Below are 17,899 nucleotides of genomic sequence, written 5' to 3' on the forward strand. Positions count from 1 at the left end.
TTTGAGGGTTTTTCTGAAGAATTTATGAGACTCTAAGGCTAATCCCCGTCATTTTAATGTTGGAAAACACATTTTATGAGACTGAAAATGCATTTTACACAATCCAGATGTCTATCAAAAAATGGCCTTTGTAGATAGAAAATTGAATTATCCAACGAAAATGAGTAATCCAAAGCAAATGAATTATCCAACGAAAATGAATAATCCAAAGCAAACGAATTATCCTGCGAAAATGAATAATCCAAAGCAAACGAATTCTCAAGTTCTTTTTAGGGAGGTTCAAAAAATAAGCCAGATATGGGTCTGGCTCATTATTGCGATCCCTGTTGTTTTTTCATGGTATGGAGCTTATCAGCAGCTTTTACTTAGGAAACCTTTTGGAAATAACCCGGCTCCTGACTGGATGATGTTTCTTTTACTTTTAGTCTTTGGCGTTCTTTTCCCTGTTTTTTTCTATTACATAAAGCTGGTTACTGAGGTCAGGAATGACGGGATATATGTTCGCTTTTACCCTTTTCATCGCTCATTCAAAAGATTTCCGTTTGAGAGTATTCAAAATTACAAAGCTCTAACCTATAACCCTATTAGAGATTATGGAGGCTGGGGTATACGCTATGGATTAAAGGGAAACGCCTATAATATGGCAGGTAACAGGGGTGTACTTTTAGAATTTACAGACGGGAATAAAATGAAAAAGCTAATGATTGGATCCCAAATCCCGGAAAAACTCGCTGAAGCTATTAGAAAGGCTAATGAAAAGTAAAAAATGTGATACGGGGCATTAAAAAGGTTAAATGTAGCGCTATATAAGAGTACAACAAAGCTCTTGAAAAAGGGTGTTAAAAAGCAATCTTTTATTAATCCATTTTGTTCTTTATTGTCTCGTGAACTACTATTCTCTATCGTTTTTGACTTTTAATAATAATTGTCGTTTTTTTACACTCTTACTATTCTCAAACTTTTAAATTAAAAAATATATACAACTTCTCATTTTTTTCGGAAGGTTTATTACTCAGTTTTTATAGAGAAAATCAGGAACATTTTCTACTACACACCCCTGCTCCAATACTGAGTAGGTATACTGGTATCTAAATAATACTATAAAATTGAAAAGAATTCGGTCGTGTGTACGAACACTATATGCAGTTCAATTAGTAGCCATAATATAAATTTCAGCACTATTAAGATGCCTGCTAGCCACGACAATCTAAGGTAAGTCTACGGTTAAAACACAAATAAATTAGGCACATCTCAAGGACGGAATTTTGTGAAACAGCCGAAAGCAGACGTAATTTTTAGGGAAGTACAGGATCTGCGGAACAATTTTTTCCTGGTTTCGGTCCTTTATCCTGCGCTCCTACTCTGGTATATCGAAATCCATAGTCTTATTTTTGGAAGACCTGCAGGAATCAATAACATCCCTGAAACATACCTGTTTGCTCTCTGGATTGTCTTTGGGTTATTTTTCCCTTTTATGTTGTACTGTACAAAGCATATAACTGAAGTGAGAAGTGATGGAATATACGTTCGCCTGGTACCCCTGAATCTGTCTTCCAAAAAGATCCCTTTACATGTAGTGGAGGACTGCAAAATTAAGGTTTATGACCCTCTCACGGGAAAAGAATCTGATGTATCACAGTTTTCCAAAAAAGTTAGCCCGGTTGTAATCCTCAAACTTATTTCAGGAGAAAAAATGCTTCTGAGCTCCAGGAAACCTGAAGAACTCTGTAGTGCAATCAAGCAGGCTACAGCAGAATACTGAGAATTCCCGCTTTGCGAGTTTCTGTCTTTGAGATTACTGCTTTGCGAGTTTCTGCTTTATAATTCTTGCTTTGATAATTACTGCTGTCCAGGGATAAATACTAAATATTTTTAGCTTTAACCGACCTTCCGCAGATGTCTTGAAAAAAAAGAACATTTTTCTAGCTATCGTTTTTGTTCATTTGCTCAATAATTTCCAATTATTATCTCAACTAAAACTTCCGGAAATAAAGGTTAGAAGCTTTCAATGAAGTTTGAATATTCAGAGTAATTTTCAGAAAAAACGATAGCCAGAAAAATTGTGAAAATTAAATGGACATCTACGGAAAGTCAGCTTTAAATTTTTTTCGCTATCTCTTTCAGGATAAAACATCATTAATTTCATATCAACTAATTAGTCGAGCTGATCCCAAAACTCAAAATTGCTTCTCTGAATCCTGTATTCCGAACAATCAATCAAGTTTCTGATCATGAAAACAATCCTGAAAATTCTTGATGATTAAGAACGAAATGACTTTTGGGATAGGCTCGTCCATAAAAATTGTGTAGCCTTGAAAGGCTATTTAAGCAGACAGCTTATTTTTCAATTGTGTTCAATAATTCATCCTGACTGACAGTTTTATCAGGTCTTACAGCTTTCCAATCATCAGTCAATGTGAACTTACCTTGCATACACCCTGTAACTCTGAGATGTTTTGGCTCAATGTTACTGGTACCTATAGTAACATCTTTCGTCAAAAAAAGTAGAACTTTTTCACCTGGTTTGAATGTTGGTTCATAATCAGTTTCTAAAGTATCATTTCCTACTGTTCCGCCATCTAGTCTCACTGTGATCTCTTTAGCTGACGATGGGTTTTTGAGGTATTTCTCTACGCTTATGGTGATATCTGTGTAGATAAGATTCTCCAGGCTAAATGAATCAATACCATCAGGCCTTTTTCCATTGATAGAATTCCATTTGCTTGGATTTATTTCCTTCACTGTACCTATTACAATCGTATCAGAGTAGTTACTTAATTCTTCAGAACCTAGTAATGGAAGTGATGCACTGGATTTACTATATAACGGCATATCATTATTTGCAAGCTTAGTGTCTTGTGAAGGACGATTTGTAAGTTTAACACCATCCTGTTAGCCTGACAACGCTAAAGCACTTAACATTATCAACGTAACTGCTCCAATAAAAACGATCATATATTTTATGTTCTTATTCATTGTCATCACCCTTTAAGGATAAATATGTTTGATTCCTGCTATATCATCTGAGGTAAGAGTTCTCTTCTTTATTTCGTTGCTACTTGTCCATTCATACATTGTTTTCTCAGAATCTCCAGAATCGTATAAGTCGTACAATGTTAACCAGTGCCCAAATTCGTGAGCAGCAACACTCTGCACGTCGTATTTACCTGATTCTCCACTTGATGCTGTTGACCAAGGATAATAGGTATTAAAATAGGTTACATAACGTGTATTATAATTACCAGTATGGTTTGGAACAGATAGTCCTAGATATGTTGCTCCAGCATTTGTGCAGTATATCCTATTGTCAGTTGTAGTTGCCATCCCCCATTTGAAGGTAAACGCTGCACCTGCATTATTCCACGCAGTTGAGCCTGCCTTTATAGCAATTGATCAAGAACTTGGAATTGAAGAATCTATAGTCACGCCTGTAATTGTTGCAGCAAAAATCTCATTGTATCTCATTTGAGCAGTTGCATTATTTAGCCTCGTGACTATAGCTTAGGAACTACGTAATTTCCGCCCCATTTATATCCACTATATGAATACGCCGATGCCGGAGCTGTAATATTTACCAGAAATATGATTAATAGCATTGCTCCAATTATTCATTTACCATATTTCATAATTTTTCCTCCTTAACCTCAGGAGGCAGAATCAGGTAAGCTTAAATATACGCAAAGCTAACGCTAACTTATGCCCCCGGGCACAATGGGGTTCAAATTTACTTGGAAGGTTCGTTTGAACCCATTAAATGATTACTAACTGCTTTATATAAAACATAAAGTTTTTAACCAGATCTTCAAACAATTACCAAAAAGAGCTTGATCCGGAAGCGGAAGAATATATTTATAACACCGTTGAAGAGTTATCTCTAAGCTGGGTTGCCTTGTGGGAACTTGTTTATGTTTTTTTCTACGGGTGATGGTCTATTGTGCAAAAAAGAAACATTTACAGAAAATTTTTCAGCATAAATATAAATGTCACACTTGGTCACAGTACAGGGCAAAATTGAAAGATTCCTGTTTCTCACCAAATGGAAGCTATAGTTTAGGGATCCATAATTTTCCGGATAAAGGCTAATTGCATTGCGGGCTGGTAGCCGGAAAGATCTGGAATCTGAATTAAAAGCGAAATTTCAAATTTTTATTCGAATATCCGTGCGTCCACAACCACATGCAGAACCCCAGGAGAGTACTTTTTTATTCTGTGGGTTTCCAGAATCTCAACTTTCTTTCCCAGGGCACAGGCAGCTTTTTCTATCCTTTCCTGGGGTCTGATTCTGGCAAGACTTTCCGGAACTGTTTCATGATAGTGCAGAATTCCCCCGCTTTTTTTCAGGGCCTTTATAGCCGGCTCAAGATAGTAGTGTGTTGTTCCTACATAACCCATAAGCACGCGGTCGGCTGTTCCTTCAGGAGCAAACTTTGAGCAGTCTCCACAGATGGGAACAAAGATCTCTTCTACCTTATTTAGCTTGATGTTTTCCTTCAGATAGGCAAAAGACTCAGGATTAATTTCGATCCCAATAATCTTTTTTGGCCTGGAATGCACAGCCATAGGAATTGAAAAATATCCTATTCCTGCAAACATATCCACAACAATTTCTCCTTCTCCTAACTTACTCATTCGCTTTCTTTCTTCAAGGTTGCCTTTGGAGTACATTACCTTTGTTACATCCTGCTTAAAAAAGCAGCCGTGTTCCTTGTGGATGGTTTCGGTTTCGCTGCCGAGAAGGAGTTCTCTTTTTGGCTGGCGGAACTGCCCTTGGATCCCAAAATCCCTTACAACGGTCCTGCATCTGGGGTACATTGAGAGTAAAGCCTCAGCTATCTTCATTTTTTTATCTTCCAGAATTTCAGGGATGCCAACTATTATTATATCTCCCAGAATCTGCCAGCCCGACGGGACAGATGCAAGTTCAGTTTCGGAAAGAAAACCTTTAAGGGACTCTTTGAGAGAGTTGGGCTTTTTAAGGAATTCCGGATTTTCCTGTTCAATAACCGGGAAATCTTCTATTTTTCCTCCTGCAACTTCGGTGACAGGAATTTCAAGAAAAGTTCCTTCTATAGTCTGAAGTTTTCGGATTTTTCTTGCAGTGTCCAGAAATTTTTCATTAACGGCTTTTTCCCTGATTTCTTCCCCTTTTTTCGGGGGAATCCTGATTACTCCGTACATTGGAATTTATGGATAGCATGCATAGGATTAATGTTTTTTGTCTGAACTCTTTATGAATCTATTACATAATCAATAAGGGGTGACTTGAAATTTATGTTACATTTTGAAAAATTGAATAAATAAAAAAAGTATACCGATACAATTCTTTATTTTTTTAAAAGTTTTCTGTAGCAGGAAAAATATTACAGGTAAATCAATTGTCTAAGTAGTCATAATTATTATTTTCATCAATTCGGGGTGAAGCTGACTATTTTATTTGACTATTTTCTGAACGCGGGTTGTTTTTTAAAAATATATTGGGAAGGAGAAGGCTCAATGTTTATATGTGAGTGTGAAAAATTAATAAGGGGAAAACTACGAGAAGATACATTCAAAGATTATATTGAAATATCCCAAAATCCATCTACAAGGACGATAGGACATAAGAACCGCAGGCTCATTTTTAATTTTGTGGATGGAAACTGGCCAAAGAAATACTCTTCAAAAAAGGAGTTAAAAATTCTGGCGGCAAACTTTGCGAAAAGCAATAACCTACATCCCGAAAAAGTCGAAAAATTTTTCCACGAGGGAGACAGGCTTAAGTCTCATGGAAAATTTTCAGATGCTCAGATTCTCTTATATGCATATCACAGCATTATTGAGTTTTGAGTTTCGCAGTGTGCTTAATTAGCATAAAAGTAGATGAGGATATCTTCCTCACGTGCTCTCCTCAGTTCCTTTTTCCGTTATTGCAAATATTTCACTAATTATTTTTATTCGTTCATCAACTGAGAATATCTCGGTCTCAACAATCTTCCTCTTTTGAACTTCTCCTTTTTTATATCCAGTTTCATCTTCGTACATCTCATCATTCGTAATAAGATGCCATATTATCTTTGCAATTTCCTTGCCAAGGCAATTATTGCCTTGGCATGTCCAATTGACTTCTTTTTTCTGTTAAAAAACTCTTTTAACCTGCTATTTTTCGTTCTTGCTGCTGCTTGAGAAATCTGTGTTAGAATCCATTTTGCTCTCTTTGCTCCTCTCTTTGTGATTCTTCCGTTGTGATATTTATCTGCAGATTGATACACATTAGGAACCAGACCAAGCCCGGAAGCAAGCTTATCTCCAGAAGAAAAATCCTTAAAGTTGCCTATCTCAGCAAGTAGAATTGCAGCACCAAGTTCTCCTATGCCAGGAACTGACATTAAAATCTCCATTTCCCTTTTATACTTTTGATAAGCATAATTGAAAATTTCTTGTAACTATTCAGCCTATCAAAACATGTCTGAGGATAGTGATTCTACTATAACTAAATAATCCGAAAAATAACTTATGAACAATGAAAAATGTAGTCAATCGCCAATAATCAAAGAAAATCAATTGACAGAAATTTGTCTATTGAATTTTAGTAAAGATGGCTATTGATGTTGTTTTCTCGGAGCTGAATAGTTACAATTTCTTTTTCTAAAGCTTCAATCTCATCATCAAGACTCGTTATGAGTTTCAGACAGATCTGAAGTCTGAATGCAGCACTTTGAGAAATTTCTCGATCAAGAATTTTTCTTATCTGAGCAGCTTTTTTCCGAACATTTGGAGAGAGGCTTGCTATAATATGATCAACACTCTTACCTAAAGAGATTCCTGATAAGATCATTCTGCCATTCTTGCCAAAAATATCTGTCAGCGCATTATTCAGGTTTAACATTTCAGAGGTAAGAATTGAATGAGCTTTATTTTTTATATCGGTTCTTTTTTGTACAAGTGTTAATCGAAGTCGAACATATGATCTAAAATCTCTCTGATCCTTTGGGAAAACTCTTGATGGCTGAATCATATTATTAAGTGCAAGTTGTGCAATGACTTCTGAGTCTATCTTATCTGTTTTTTATGGGTAAATACCTTCATATCTCGAGCATTTCCAACTATTACAGGTAGATAATTTATCAATGAATCATGAATCGGAACCCAGAAATCACTTGTTGATTCACATGCAACAACATTACATTTTTCTGATATTACCCAATTCTTAAGGGCTAAAATTCCCTCATCATCTCTGTTAAAACGTTGCTGTTGTTTTTCACCAGATCGACTGAGAATTGTAGCAATGAAAAAGAGTTTGTGAATGTCTAAACCGCAAGATTTGTTTATGACTTCAATCATCAAATAATATCACCCAATTTATTTGGACAGTGGAATTGCCTAAAAGGCCAATTTAGCATCCGTGATCAAAGTCACACTTGAGCCTTCGACGGCAATTCACTGATTAGTTTTCTGACGGTTTTGAAAAACCAAAATAAGTACAACCTTACTGCCCAAGATAATGATGGAATCTATTGTCAAAAAAGGTTGAGTAAAGTACTTTCATTTATTTGTGCCTGTTATTCAATGAATTTCATGTGCGTTTTTCAATTCACTTTCCTGATAATCAATTTCTTCACAACCTTCTTCTCATCTTCTCCTCTAACAGCTTCCTTTCCTTCATTCTCTGAAACTTCAATCCAAAGCCGGAAGTTATAATCGTTGCCAGCTCCAAGGTCTCGAATGCAGATTTCAAGAGGCTTCTTTCTTGTAGGTTCTTTTTTTCCTCGGAGTTTCTGGTGAAAGGTTTTTGCGGCAGCTTTTTCGGGGGCAGGGGCAGAGATTACTCCAATCATTCCTCCATTTTCGTCTGTAGCGATGAAGGTTTTTTCCTTTTTCTCCTGTGCTGCTGGAGTTTCTTGTTTTATGGTTTCCCGCCTGAGCTGACGCCTGACCCTGCTCAGAGCATCTTCTGTGCTTCTTCTTTCAGGAGCTGGTCTTGAGGTTCTAACTTCAGATAGGTGTTTTTCTTTTCTCTCCGGCGGAATATAAGGAGCTTTTCCAAGGAGGTCGTGCAGGAGCATGATTGCAGCATGTTTATCAAGAGGCTCGTTATTGTTTCCGCACTTTGGGGACTGAATACAGCTTGGGCAGCCGCTTTCACATGGACAGCTCTCTATTGCTTTTAAGGTGCCGTCAAGCACCTCTTCTATAAGGTCGTAACCTTTTTCGGCGTACCCTACACCACCCTTATGACCGTCATAAATGAATATCCCGCTTTTGCCTCCAAGATCAGGATGAGACGGTGTGGAAACTCCGCCTACGTCGCTCCTGTCCACAAGCAGGTGAAGAGGATACATTGAAATCATCGCGTGCTCTATAGCATGGATCCCGCCTGCAAAATCCAGTTTATGCTCTCCTACAAGCTCCTGCAGCCTGTCCGGAAGCTTGAGCCAGAGAGCCATTGTCTGGAGGCTGACCGGAGGCATCTCAAGGGAATGGGCGCTCATTACATCATTACTCTGGGTCTGGATTTTCCTGTACCCTATAACCCTGTCCGTTACCTCAACTTCCCCAAGCCCCACTTCGACCTCCGACGCGTGCAAAAGCGGCTTTACAGCATAGGTCTCCTGCACAAGCACGGACGAGTCAATCATGGGTTTCGTATAATAGGTATCATGCGTTTTTATGGCATGGATTTCCTTCTTTTCATGTTCGATCCTGTTTATATAGTAGGATTCTCCCCTGTGCATATAAACCGCCCCTGGATGGCATTCCCTGAATGCAAGGGTTTCCTCAATGTTTTTTTCAATAGGAAAGCGCTTTTCTCCCTCAAAAGCAAGGAGAGAGTAAGTATTATCATCGATTCCCCGAAGCGAAACGTGTTTGTACGGAAATGGGTCTGTTGAATACTTCAGATCGTCACCTGCAAGCAGGCCTTCGACTTCCAGAAGTTCCACGACTCTTGGATACCCTTTACCAAAGAATTTCTCATCTGACGCCTGTAGAGGAATCTCCTTTGCGGCACAGAGCAGGTGCCCTGCAAGGATATACGGATTTTTGGGGTTAAGCACCGCATTTTCACTGCTTCGTGTAAAAAAGTCGGCTGGGTTTCTCATATAATACTGGTCAAGGGCGTTTGTGCCCGCAACGAGGATAACAAGGCTTTCATTTCCGCTCCTACCTGCCCTGCCTGCCTGTTGCCTGGCACTCATTACTGTTCCTGGGTAGCCGTCAAGAATACAGGCATCAAGCCCTCCTATGTCTATCCCGAGTTCGAGAGCATTTGTGGAAATAACCCCTCGAAGTTCCCCTGAATTCATTTTCTTTTCAATTTCTTCCCTTTCTCTATCAAAGTAACCACTCCTGTACGGGCAGATGGCAGGAGAGAGATTTCTGCTCCTCAATAGCTCCCTGCAGCTTTTATACATCCTCTCAACTCCCTGCCTGGACCGGGTAAAAACCAGAGTCTGAAGACCTGCCTGCACAGCTTTTGAAAAAAGTGAGGACGATTCGGAAAAGCTGCTTCTTCTCAGTGTACATCCCTTATTATTCTGATAAAGTGGAGGGTTCCAGAAAACGAATTGCTGGCTACCCTGAAAAGAGCCGTTATTATCAACAACTGCTGCTTTTCTTCCAATAAGAGTTTCCGTATGGTCTTCCGGATTTCCGATGGTTGCAGAACAGCAGATGAACTGCGGAGACGCTCCATAGTACTCAGCCACACGCAAAAGCCTCCTGAGCAGGTTTGCCATATTGCTGCCAATAACTCCCCGGTAATAATGGCTCTCGTCAACGACTATGAACCTGAGGTTTGAGAAAAAACGCCTCCATAGATGATGCCAGGCAAGAAAGCTCATGTGAATCATTTCGGGGTTTGTTAAGACCACATTGGTCTGCCCTTCTCTTACCTTCCTTTTCTCGGCTTCTGAAAGGGCACCTGTATAACGGGCTATGCCTGCACCTGATTTTAGTTTCTCTTCAAATTCCAGAAAGGACTTTAACTGGTCATTTACAAGCGCATTTAAAGGGGATATATAAAGGGCAGTTGCTTCAGGTTCATTGAGAATAGTTTCGAAAATAGGAATCATGTAAGTAAGTGATTTTCCGCTTGCCGTGGTCGTACAGAGTACTATATCCTTTCCTTCCCGAATTTTTTCTATAGCCTCAACCTGATGCACATACAGATCTTCGATTCCGATGCCTGAAAGAGCTGCTTTTACCTGAGGTTTAAGGGTAAGAGGAGCATACAAAGCTTCCCTTGCAGGAATTTTCTCATTATGAACGATCTGGTTTTCATAGCGACTGGAAGCTTTTATCTGATATAAAAAGTGAGAAATGTCCATTTTTTCGGCACCGTTTTATTTTCTGTCCGGGAAATGTTATTTTTATACTATTTTGCTTTTTTCTTTCCGATTTTTTCGGCTATTCAACACTCTAAAATTCCCTGAACAAGAAAATGCAAGAAACTTTCTGCACAGCTTTTTTATGCCTTTCACATTTTTTTCTGTGGCCTTTCATATCTATTTCTGTATGTTTACATCTTTTTCTGCGCATTTCTCTATGATCAGACAGCCTACTATCCTTTTATTCAAAGCTCTTGCTGGCACCGTCTCATCCAGAGTCACCATCGACATTGTCTTCTTCGATATTATCTTCTTCTATATCTTATTCTCTATTTATATCTCCGAAACATGATGAAGAGGAGGCATTTTCACAACTGCGTTCTGATATAATATAACTTGAGCTTATAGGATAGAAGCGGCTCTCTCTTAACTGTTCAGATGGGACGATCAGAGACATATTTTGAAGTAGTTCCTTTGAAATTCCGAGAGAGATAGCATACACCAGATAAGAATCCCAGGTCTCTATTGATTCAGGAGAATGTTCTTTGAGAGCAGAAAGATCTGTAAGATATTTTTTGAAATTATCACATTGTTTATAGTAAAGGCTTCCTTCGGGGGTCCAGTGCCCAAATATCTTTATGAACATGCCTGAGCACCTTATAATAACGAACCCGAAAATCCCGATTAAACTGGTCATTACATTTATCTTTGAAGCCAGAGGAAACGCCTTTGTAGGGAAAAATCCAGAAATTAGAATATAATAAACAATCGAAGCCATTAGAATGGTTCGGGCAAACCAGTACATATATATGTTTCCTGTGAATTGGAAATAGTCATCAAATGCAGTGTATGCTTGAACTTTCTTGTTCCAGGAAGTTAAGAATTGATAGAAACTCTTTCCGCTTTGCAGTTCCTTTTCAAGTTTTTTCCAGGAGATTTTTCTTTCGGGGGCATGAATTTTTAACAGATAAAGCACATCTTTTTCAAAATCTTCCAGCTCGGATAAACTTCCTTCCGCCTCCGAATATATTTCATTATTAAGAAGTTCAACCATAAAATCTTTTGACCCGGATTCTGGTATCTGAGACGAATCTGATCCTGGATTATGGGAAGAGTTTAATTCTGGTTTCTGGAACGGGTCCGATTCTGGATTATGGGAAGAGTCTGATTCTGAAGTATTGGAAGAGTCTGATTCCGGAGTATAGAGTGAGACTAGCTCTTCAGGTTTTAAATTTCGCAAAGAGATATAGCCACGGTTAACAAGATCCATAACCGTAGCTGTAAATCCGTCTATTGTGGGAATACCCATTTTCCCCATTACAATGGCATTTACCACTGCAGGTTTGGAATTATCAGGCACTTCCGTTTCAGCAATTATTTCATAATCGATTTTTTGTTCTCTTCCGTATATATAATATATAATTAAAGGAAATATTAGGACAAGGAGTGCAAATAGAAAGGTCTTCCTATAAAGGCTATTTAAGATCAGGTTTTTCTGTTGGTATACATATTCAGTAGCTAATACGTTTTCAAGTCCCCCAGTATCATCTACCTTGACAGGACTAAAACCAGAGGATGCAATTCTTGGGAAGACCGCTCGAACTTCATACCATTGAGTAGAAGAAATCTCACCTGTCCTTAAACTAATGACATTATTTTCTATATTTGCTTCCTGCGTATAAGCAACCGGATGAGTCCAGTATTGGATTTTGCTTTCGCTTTTCACCGGAAGTATAACATTTCCTTTAAAGCTCTTCAGAGGTTTTTCCCATTCTCCTCCCCACAACCTATAACTGAATTCAGAAACGTCCCTGTGAAATTTGACTGCACCATAGTAATCGTAGGAAATAAAAAGTGTCAATTTTTCCGGAGTAGGATCCGGAAGTTTGCCTATTAACCTGTATCCTTCTGGAATCGACTCAAACCTGAGTTTACATGCCTTCTCTGAACAGCGTCCCTTAACATTCCGGATAGAGTCTCCAGGTAACACTTTGAGTTCTCTATGTATATCAATGTGGTCTCCATCAAATGCATATGAAACCAATTCCTCAACATGGGTTATCCCGCTGGCATTAACAATTATATTTGTCTCAGCTTTTTCCAGTGAGTATTTTGCGCTGGCTGAGGATGCCAGGCAGAGAGCAAGCAGCAAAAGAAGAATTGTTTTCAATAGAATTGTTTTCGATAAAATTGTTTTCAATAGCGCAGAATTAAGACTCGCTTCTATAGCAACTTTGCAAGAAGCATCGAAAAGCTCCAATAAAGTCTCCCCCAATCCTGTATTATATTCTGATAATTATATTATCCAGATATTATTAATACTTGGGTTTAAAATCGGGTTTAAAATCGGGTTTAAAATAGGGTTTAAAATAGGGTTTAAAATAGGGTTTAAAATAGGGTTTAAAATTGGGTTTAAAATTGGGTTTAAAATTGGGTTTAAAATTGAGTCATTGGTCGTCGGTTAAGGTTTAAAATGCCATTCTTGCCACTGATATTATATAACTCAAATATATTCAATTTATTTAAAACAGTCAGGAACCCTGAAATTTAATGAAGACCAGATGAACTGGCTTTGCATGATTAAAGATTATGTTGCAACTCGCTTCTATCTGGAAATAGATGACCTTGATTACACTCCCTTTGATGCCCTTGGCGGGCGAGGTAGAATGTACCAGCTTTTTTGGGACGAGATGAATTCGGTCATCAATTAATTAAATGAGGTTCTGGCGGCGTAAAACAAAAGTAAGTAACTTTTCAGGTTCTTTTCAAAAACCTGGAAATAGCTTATATGTTTTATTTTTGTACTCCTCATATTCTGAACCAAAAGCTTTTTGCAATGCCTCTTCTTCAACATGTATGCGGTACTGATATGCGATTAAGCTTAAGATAAATGCAACAAACGCTCCGAACCAAGTTCCAATTGATAGAGCAATCCCTATTAGAGACAACATACCTTCAGTATAGGATGGATGTCGAATATAGCTATACGGTCCATTTGTTACGAGCTTTGCTTTTTCACGAACCTGTACCTGTCCAGTAAAATACTTTTCCAGAATCCAGATTGACCATTTGCGGAGTATAATACCAACCGCAATCAAAACAAGTCCCGAATATTGGGAATTTCCGCCGAATATTCCTGTTTCAGAACCACGTAATGTAAAAGCAATAAAGAGTACTGACCAGACCATCGCGATAATGACCCAACAAGAACCTTTATCTTTATTTGTCGTCTGAGAATTCTTCCTGCTAAAAAGAAAGTTTATAATTTCACTTAAGATCCACACACAAAAAAGAATCATGAAAGATGAAACTGCAAATTGAGAAGGAAACCAATCATCAGGAAAAACTGAGTGGTGTTGCAATTGAGAAATGGTAAATAATACCAAAACAATAGCCATTGAAGTGATTGGGACATCCTCGAAAATATGACTACCCAGTGTCTTTTTCATAATAATCCTTTCTGAAGCACTCAAAGTATTAGTGAATTAAAAGTATTAGTGAATTAAAAGTATTAGTGAATTAAAAGTATTAGTGAATTATTTTGGAACTGAAACAATCAAATTAATATTATATTCAGAACTTACATTATAAATTTAATAAAGTTTATTATGCATGAATAAAAAGATTTCGAATAGAACGGGAGAAAAGTTAGGTAAAAAGTTTGAATATAGTATTGAATGAAGCTCTAGCTGTGTGACTTTACTGATACAAAGGATATTCCGGCTAAAAAAAGGGGAATATCGATTACTATGAGCACAAAAAATAAAAGGAATAAAAATAAGCGTTTTAGTAGACTTACAGGGTCTATCTATCTAGATTATCATTGTTCCTGCAAATAAAAATGCTTCTACACTTTGATCTTATCCCAAAACCAATTTTACCATTAAATTAGTAAAGTTTCAAAAATATATTCATGATTTTGCGTTTGATTCACGATCAAAACTCACTTTTGGGATTTTATCCTGAGAACATCTACCCTCTATATGTAGACGATTCAAAATCACCTAATTAATATAAATGGTTAAGCTCGTTGCTTATATATCCAGATAGGTCTATATCTTGGACGGTGGTATATATAGATGAAAAAAGTCAATCGGAATTGGGTACCATCTTCTGGGAGAAGCGGGATAAAGCTAGGCTAAAGAAGAACGAACTGCAAAGGAAGCTTATAGGACTCAAAAATGAGTATTCCAGAACAGAAGAAGAAATTAAAAAGTTAGAAAGCAATTTGGCATAGCCAGATAACTATAGAACACCCTTTTGTCAGTGCCTCATTTTCCGGGTACTTCATTTTCGGGTAAGTGAGTCTTAAGCCCCGTTACAGAATAACCTATGCATATTCGCGATTGAACATTTTGATTTTCACTATCAAGGTCGCCAATCAAAGTTACAATAAATTATAAGTTGCATAGGTTATTTCGTTGCGGGCGCTTAATGGAGAGGGGATAGGCAGCCATGGTAAGAGTTACAGGCAATACTGAGGGTTTTTATTTTTTGAACTGTACGAAATCTAATTTTTATAGCATGCTCAAACCAAAATATTCCACTTTTGATTCTTTGTAATTCCAGTCTAAGAAAAGCTCTTAATGAGAACATTATATGTACTCTTTGTGACTCTTCCTTTCTTGCTTTACATTTTTCCACACCACAAAACTGCTTTATCCCTCTATGATAGTCCTCAATTTTATTCAAGAAGCACATAAACGTGTATAAGATTGAGAAATTGCAAAGTGAAGAGATCCCCGATATTCTGTACGTAGAACTCAGGGAAGCTATCGTAAATGCTGTTTGCCACCGTGACTATTTTGACAAGAGCGCAAATGTGCACATTGAGGTTTTTGACGACAGGATTGAAATCTCCATCTCGGAGGATTGCCAGGCGGCCTGAAAACCCTCTGATTTCAGACACAAGAGCATTGCCCGCAATCTGCTTATTGCATCCCTCTTAAATCATATAAATTACATCGAAAAAGTCGGCACCAGAATAAGATAACCAGAATAAGATAACCAGAATAAGATAACCAGAATAAGATAACCAGAATAAGATAACCAGAATAAGATACATTAAACAGGCTGTAGCTGAAAATAGGAGGTCGACGGTGGAATTTTCTATCTTCTTCGTACTGGTTGTAAATGGAAAACTTTGCCACGATTTTATGGAGCTCCAGGTACTGTCCATGATAAATTTCAAGAATGGAAAAGATCTGGATTCTTTGATAACATGTAGAAAGCTGATCTCCTAGAATACGATAATAAAAATGGATTCATGCGTCTTCGGTTAAGTAAGGAATCGTGATAAATTGCGTTGATTTCCTCAACATTTTTCAAATATTTTAATAAATTCTGAGCTGGAATAGGGTATCGATTTCATGTAAATAGGCTAAAAGTTAAGGCCGGCTTCTAATGCAAAATCGATAGCTTTTAGGCAAGAAAATTCCTTAACCGATGACCAATAAAATGGCTTTTGACGAAAAATTATAAAGAAATTCAAATGAAATCTTCGGATGGAGTTCAGCCAAATCTGAACTTAAAAATTATTGGAAACACAAGCTTCCCTATCTGTTCTCTTTCCGAACGACAAGCCATGATTCAGGAAATAGAAACACGCCTGTCAGTATGTAATAAGATAGAGCAGGATATTGAAATGAATCTGAAAAAATTCAAAGCCCTAAGGCAGAGTGTTTTGAAAAAAGAATTTGAGGGAAAGTTGCTTAATGAAAAAGAGCTGGCAGAGGTTCAAAGGACAGAAGATTGGGGGCCGACTGAGGTTTTGCTTGAAAGAATAAAGGCAGAAAAAGCGAGAAAATAATTCATCTAGTGGATATAAAAAGGAAGTTGTCTCTATGAAAGAAGACGAAATAAAAAAGGTATTCAGTTAATGTGTGATACGTCTAAAGAAATATCCAGACTTTATGAAGATAAAAATGCTTTAATCAATAAACTTAATAATCTATCGAAAGAAGACCTGACTCCATTAGAATATGAGTACAGATCGAAATCAGGGCCGGTTACGGATCTACGTAAAGATGTGTTAAAATATCTGCTAGATGGGAATAAACTGGATGAAAAGTCATTTGATGAATTTATTCTTGCGCAGAGTATGAAATGAAAAACTGGAGCTTATTATTCCCGATGGAATATATTTTTGAGGATTTTATAGCCGGCTATGTTCAAAAGCATTTTAGTGACACATTCAAAGTAGAGCCTCAGAAATCAGATCTTTACCTGCATACCAATCCTAACACGTTTAATCTTCAGCATGACATCCTGCTCACAAACAAAAAAACTGGGAGCAGATAATTGTTGATACTAAGTATAAACCCCGATGGAACCTGGAAAAAAGCGATTCAAAGAAAGGAATAGCTCAATCCGATATGTATCAAATGATCAGTTATGCTTACAGGCGAGGAACAAATAACGTACTGCTTATTTATCCGAACACCTCTGATAAACCGGTAGATGATTCTGTATTTTTGATAAATAAAGGTACTAAAGATGAAACTATTAAAATCAAGGCAATAGATGTGCCTTTCTGGTCAATTAATGGTCATTCATATGTTGAAGAATATCTAAAAGTCAAGTTACGAGATGTATTATCGTATCCTCTTCAAATAGTTTTAAAATAATTGAAAAGGTATTAATCATAAACTCTGAATGATTTAAGTAAGTTTGCATTAACTGAGTTCTAATCTATGTTGATACTTTCGGCATCAATTGATTTAAGGTAGCTTACCGGGCGATACATTAAACTCAGTTTCCAAATTATTTTTCGGTTGCTATCACTCAAAATCTACTCTTCACTATTATCAGTTAAACAGATCTCTTTAGTCCCAAAATTACAAAAGTGATGTTGGTAAACCGCAAGCAAGTTTACTGTGGGCAGACTTTAATACAGAGCCCACAGCGCAGCCCTCCCAGAACATTAAACATATACTGTGCACATTTCTGCCTGTCAATTTTTCCATCCAAGGAGATGGCACCAGCCGGGCATACTTCAATGCACTTCGTGCACTTGCTGCATTTTTCATTGATAAACGGCGGTAAAGTACCCTTTTCTTCTTTTTCCAGTGGGGCATCAGTCAGTATTGCAGTCATTCTAATTCTGGGGCCGAAGTCTTTTGTAATAAGGAGGTGATTTATGCCGAAATTACCCAGTCCTGCATGATATGCGGCATATTTGATGGACAGATTTGCTTTAAGTGTCTCGCGGTCAGCATACCAGTATCCAAACTCACTTCCCTCTGTAGGCACAATAGTTGCTTTGTATCCTTCTTTTTCAATAAGTTTTGCAATTTGAAAAGCGACTATTCGAAGGGTTGCAGTTGCTGCCATAAGAGTATTGGTATATTCGGCCCGTCCGGCTGGAAGAGTCTCAAAAGCTCCCCTTGGTACGCCAACCCCCAGGATTATAACTGACTGTACTTCTGCCATCACGTCCTGAGGTTTGTTTCCTGTATATTCCGGGTCTTCAAAGCAAGCTGCATCTGCAATCCCAATAAAATCCGCATTCATTTTAAAAGCAGTGTCTTCTACCTTTTTTGTAAGAGCAATTTCCCTCATACTGATCTCCTGTAAAAGTTAAATTTCGGTTAAAC

17 protein-coding genes and 3 pseudogenes are annotated in these 17,899 nt (G+C 37.7%); 10 read left to right on the plus strand and 10 right to left on the minus strand.

Features of this window, described 5'->3' with window-relative positions:
* Positions 1 to 178: 178 nt before the first annotated feature.
* Both MSBRM_RS08970 and MSBRM_RS08975 read left to right on the plus strand, forming a co-directional pair.
* Positions 179 to 763 (plus strand): DUF6141 family protein, encoded by a 585-nt coding sequence (locus MSBRM_RS08970; protein WP_230669124.1) that lies wholly within the window; start codon positions 179 to 181, stop codon positions 761 to 763.
* A gap of 504 nt (positions 764 to 1,267) precedes the next feature.
* Positions 1,268 to 1,762, plus strand: a complete 495-nt coding sequence (locus MSBRM_RS08975; RefSeq protein WP_176722135.1) for a DUF6141 family protein — start codon at positions 1,268 to 1,270, stop codon at positions 1,760 to 1,762.
* A gap of 575 nt (positions 1,763 to 2,337) precedes the next feature.
* Here the strand turns inward: MSBRM_RS08975 and MSBRM_RS08980 are convergent.
* On the minus strand, positions 2,338 to 2,832 hold the full coding sequence (locus tag MSBRM_RS08980; protein ID WP_048117678.1) for a hypothetical protein: 495 nt from the start codon (positions 2,830 to 2,832) through the stop codon (positions 2,338 to 2,340).
* 156 nt (positions 2,833 to 2,988) lie between these two features.
* A complete protein-coding gene (locus MSBRM_RS08985) occupies positions 2,989 to 3,324 on the minus strand; it encodes a matrixin family metalloprotease (protein WP_048117676.1) in 336 nt (111 codons plus the stop codon).
* Here MSBRM_RS08985 and MSBRM_RS20295 point away from each other — a divergent pair.
* Complete coding sequence (locus MSBRM_RS20295) at positions 3,305 to 3,469, plus strand: hypothetical protein (RefSeq protein ID WP_155400465.1); 165 nt, start codon at positions 3,305 to 3,307, stop codon at positions 3,467 to 3,469. The genes MSBRM_RS08985 and MSBRM_RS20295 overlap by 20 nt on opposite strands.
* A gap of 677 nt (positions 3,470 to 4,146) precedes the next feature.
* Here MSBRM_RS20295 and MSBRM_RS08990 read toward each other — a convergent pair.
* Positions 4,147 to 5,178, minus strand: coding sequence for a class I SAM-dependent methyltransferase (locus MSBRM_RS08990; protein ID WP_048117674.1), 1,032 nt, complete (start codon positions 5,176 to 5,178; stop codon positions 4,147 to 4,149).
* Positions 5,179 to 5,493: 315 nt separating this feature from the next.
* Between MSBRM_RS08990 and MSBRM_RS08995 the strand changes: the two genes are divergently transcribed.
* A complete protein-coding gene (locus MSBRM_RS08995) occupies positions 5,494 to 5,826 on the plus strand; it encodes a hypothetical protein (RefSeq protein WP_048117672.1) in 333 nt (110 codons plus the stop codon).
* 48 nt (positions 5,827 to 5,874) lie between these two features.
* Here the strand turns inward: MSBRM_RS08995 and MSBRM_RS09000 are convergent.
* The 4 genes and pseudogenes from MSBRM_RS09000 to MSBRM_RS09015 form a co-directional block, all read right to left on the minus strand.
* Positions 5,875 to 6,407: pseudogene (locus MSBRM_RS09000) on the minus strand (transposase); the annotation flags it as partial.
* A 206-nt stretch (positions 6,408 to 6,613) separates the two neighbouring features.
* Positions 6,614 to 7,320: pseudogene (locus MSBRM_RS09005) on the minus strand (IS110 family transposase); the annotation flags it as partial.
* Positions 7,321 to 7,565: 245 nt separating this feature from the next.
* The gene (locus tag MSBRM_RS09010; protein ID WP_048117668.1) at positions 7,566 to 10,304 is read right to left on the minus strand and encodes a DEAD/DEAH box helicase; all 2,739 of its coding nucleotides are present in this window, start codon (positions 10,302 to 10,304) and stop codon (positions 7,566 to 7,568) included.
* A 322-nt stretch (positions 10,305 to 10,626) separates the two neighbouring features.
* A complete protein-coding gene (locus MSBRM_RS09015; protein WP_048155435.1) occupies positions 10,627 to 12,564 on the minus strand; it encodes a DUF2207 domain-containing protein in 1,938 nt (645 codons plus the stop codon).
* Between the two features lie 280 nt (positions 12,565 to 12,844).
* Between MSBRM_RS09015 and MSBRM_RS19425 the strand changes: the two genes are divergently transcribed.
* The gene (locus tag MSBRM_RS19425) at positions 12,845 to 13,015 is read left to right on the plus strand and encodes a type I restriction-modification enzyme R subunit C-terminal domain-containing protein (RefSeq protein WP_255361950.1); all 171 of its coding nucleotides are present in this window, start codon (positions 12,845 to 12,847) and stop codon (positions 13,013 to 13,015) included.
* 54 nt (positions 13,016 to 13,069) lie between these two features.
* On the opposite strand, the gene MSBRM_RS18830 is transcribed toward MSBRM_RS19425, so the two are convergent.
* Entirely contained in the window at positions 13,070 to 13,753 is a 684-nt protein-coding gene (locus MSBRM_RS18830; protein WP_052712780.1) for a methyltransferase family protein, read from the minus strand.
* 1,235 nt (positions 13,754 to 14,988) lie between these two features.
* Complete coding sequence (locus MSBRM_RS20300; RefSeq protein ID WP_155400466.1) at positions 14,989 to 15,213, minus strand: hypothetical protein; 225 nt, start codon at positions 15,211 to 15,213, stop codon at positions 14,989 to 14,991.
* A gap of 180 nt (positions 15,214 to 15,393) precedes the next feature.
* Here MSBRM_RS20300 and MSBRM_RS19435 point away from each other — a divergent pair.
* The 5 genes and pseudogenes from MSBRM_RS19435 to MSBRM_RS21730 form a co-directional block, all read left to right on the plus strand.
* Positions 15,394 to 15,528, plus strand: a pseudogene (locus tag MSBRM_RS19435) (transposase); the annotation flags it as partial.
* A 360-nt stretch (positions 15,529 to 15,888) separates the two neighbouring features.
* Positions 15,889 to 16,113: a hypothetical protein gene (locus MSBRM_RS09040; RefSeq protein WP_176722137.1), complete on the plus strand. Its 225-nt coding sequence runs from the start codon at positions 15,889 to 15,891 to the stop codon at positions 16,111 to 16,113.
* Positions 16,114 to 16,182: 69 nt separating this feature from the next.
* Positions 16,183 to 16,413 (plus strand): hypothetical protein, encoded by a 231-nt coding sequence (locus tag MSBRM_RS09045; RefSeq protein WP_048155443.1) that lies wholly within the window; start codon positions 16,183 to 16,185, stop codon positions 16,411 to 16,413.
* A 23-nt stretch (positions 16,414 to 16,436) separates the two neighbouring features.
* Positions 16,437 to 16,604 carry a 5-methylcytosine restriction system specificity protein McrC gene (locus MSBRM_RS21725; protein ID WP_230629296.1) on the plus strand — a complete coding sequence of 56 codons (168 nt, stop codon included), beginning with the start codon at positions 16,437 to 16,439 and terminating at the stop codon, positions 16,602 to 16,604.
* A 32-nt stretch (positions 16,605 to 16,636) separates the two neighbouring features.
* Positions 16,637 to 16,930, plus strand: a complete 294-nt coding sequence (locus tag MSBRM_RS21730) for a 5-methylcytosine restriction system specificity protein McrC (RefSeq protein ID WP_230629294.1) — start codon at positions 16,637 to 16,639, stop codon at positions 16,928 to 16,930.
* Positions 16,931 to 17,174: 244 nt separating this feature from the next.
* Here MSBRM_RS21730 and MSBRM_RS09055 read toward each other — a convergent pair whose 3' ends face one another.
* Positions 17,175 to 17,864 (minus strand): 4Fe-4S dicluster domain-containing protein, encoded by a 690-nt coding sequence (locus MSBRM_RS09055; protein WP_048117656.1) that lies wholly within the window; start codon positions 17,862 to 17,864, stop codon positions 17,175 to 17,177.
* Positions 17,865 to 17,899: the final 35 nt, after the last annotated feature.

The sequence above is a fragment of the Methanosarcina barkeri MS genome (genome assembly GCF_000970025.1).
GTDB classification, from domain to species: domain Archaea; phylum Halobacteriota; class Methanosarcinia; order Methanosarcinales; family Methanosarcinaceae; genus Methanosarcina; species Methanosarcina barkeri.

Excerpts from the sequence above, each read along its gene's own strand:
- MSBRM_RS08970 (WP_230669124.1), top strand. The coding sequence starts at position 179 with ATGAATTATCCAACGAAAATGAATAATCCAAAGCAAACGAATTATCCT.
- MSBRM_RS08980 (WP_048117678.1), bottom strand. The coding sequence starts at position 2,832 with ATGCCGTTATATAGTAAATCCAGTGCATCACTTCCATTACTAGGTTCT.
- MSBRM_RS08985 (WP_048117676.1), bottom strand. The coding sequence starts at position 3,324 with ATGGCAACTACAACTGACAATAGGATATACTGCACAAATGCTGGAGCA.
- MSBRM_RS08990 (WP_048117674.1), bottom strand. The coding sequence starts at position 5,178 with ATGTACGGAGTAATCAGGATTCCCCCGAAAAAAGGGGAAGAAATCAGG.
- MSBRM_RS08995 (WP_048117672.1), top strand. The coding sequence starts at position 5,494 with ATGTTTATATGTGAGTGTGAAAAATTAATAAGGGGAAAACTACGAGAA.
- MSBRM_RS09010 (WP_048117668.1), bottom strand. The coding sequence starts at position 10,304 with ATGGACATTTCTCACTTTTTATATCAGATAAAAGCTTCCAGTCGCTAT.
- MSBRM_RS18830 (WP_052712780.1), bottom strand. The coding sequence starts at position 13,753 with ATGAAAAAGACACTGGGTAGTCATATTTTCGAGGATGTCCCAATCACT.
- MSBRM_RS09040 (WP_176722137.1), top strand. The coding sequence starts at position 15,889 with ATGATTCAGGAAATAGAAACACGCCTGTCAGTATGTAATAAGATAGAG.
- MSBRM_RS09045 (WP_048155443.1), top strand. The coding sequence starts at position 16,183 with ATGTGTGATACGTCTAAAGAAATATCCAGACTTTATGAAGATAAAAAT.
- MSBRM_RS21725 (WP_230629296.1), top strand. The coding sequence starts at position 16,437 with ATGGAATATATTTTTGAGGATTTTATAGCCGGCTATGTTCAAAAGCAT.
- MSBRM_RS09055 (WP_048117656.1), bottom strand. The coding sequence starts at position 17,864 with ATGAGGGAAATTGCTCTTACAAAAAAGGTAGAAGACACTGCTTTTAAA.